The sequence below is a fragment of the Streptomyces sp. AV19 genome, from assembly GCF_015999245.1.
Taxonomy (GTDB): domain Bacteria; phylum Actinomycetota; class Actinomycetes; order Streptomycetales; family Streptomycetaceae; genus Streptomyces.
Genome location: NZ_JAEAMR010000045.1, coordinates 1 through 1,282, shown reverse-complemented (window position 1 = coordinate 1,282; position 1,282 = coordinate 1). Strand labels below are relative to the sequence as shown.

Below are 1,282 nucleotides of genomic sequence, written 5' to 3'. Positions count from 1 at the left end.
ACACATGCGTGACCATCGCCGACATCGACTGGCAACGCTTCACCGAAAACGCCGGCGCCACCGGAATCAGCCCTGTTTTCAGCCGCATTCCCGGGGTGCGTGCGCTGCGCGACGCGGAAGGCGACCGGACGCCCCAGGGCGAGCTCCGGGACAGACTCGCCGCACTGGACTCGGCCTCCCGCGCCGCAGCACTGCGGGAACTCGTACGGACCCACGCCGCTGCCGTGCTCGGCCACGGATCCCCGTCGGCCATCCCGCCCGAACAGGCCTTTCGCGACCTCGGATTCAGCTCACTGACCGCGGTCGAGCTGCGCAACCGGCTGAGCACACTGAGCGGCCTGCGACTGCCGACGACGCTCGTCTTCGACCACCCCAATGCCTCCCTCCTCGCCGCCCACCTGCGCGAGCGCATGTTCGGCGACAGCACGTCCTCCCCGCGCCCACCGGTCGCCCAGCTGACAGCGGGAAGCGACGAGCCGATCGCCCTGGTGGGTATGGCCTGCCGTTACCCCGGGGACGTGCGATCGCCCGAGGAGTTCTGGAGCCTTCTCGCCGAGGGAAGGGACGCAGTGTCAGGCTTCCCCACGGACCGCGGATGGGACCTGGAACTCCTCGCCGAGGGCCTGGCCGCAGCCGACGCCTCCACTGCCACCGGGGAGCCGGGCGAAGCCTCTTCGGCCGAAGGCGGGGGGTTCCTTTATGACGCGGCGGATTTCGATGCCGGGTTCTTCGGTATCAGTCCGCGTGAGGCGCTGGCGATGGACCCGCAGCAGCGGTTGATGCTGGAGGTGTCCTGGGAGGCGCTCGAAAGCGCGGGCATCGACCCCCACACGCTGCGGGGGAGCGACACCGGTGTGTTCGCCGGCATGTCCCAGCAGGACTACGTGGACCTGGTGCGCCATGGATCGGAGGATCTGGAGGGCTACGCCATGACAGGCGTCTCCGGGAGCGTCCTCTCCGGGCGGATCTCCTATACGTACGGCTTCGAGGGGCCGGCCGTCACGGTGGACACAGCCTGTTCCTCGTCCCTCGTCGCCCTGCACCTGGCCTGCCAGTCACTGCGTTCGGGCGAGTGCTCCCTCGCCCTCGTGGGCGGCGCGACCGTCCTGTCGACCCCTGGCGCTTTCGTGGAGTTTTCGCGGCAGCGGGGGTTGGCTGTGGATGGGCGGTGCAAGGCGTTTGCTGCTGGGGCTGATGGGGTGGGGTGGGGTGAGGGGGTTGGTGTGGTGTTGGTGGAGCGGTTGTCGGATGCGCGGCGTAATGGTCATCGGGTGTTGGCTGT

General features: G+C 69.1%; 1 protein-coding gene. It reads left to right on the top strand.

Annotation, left to right across the window (positions count from 1 at the left end; translation table 11 throughout):
* The coding region (locus I5Q34_RS32920; RefSeq protein WP_234429897.1) for an acyl carrier protein at nucleotides 1-1,282 on the top strand (1,282 nt) is incomplete at both ends.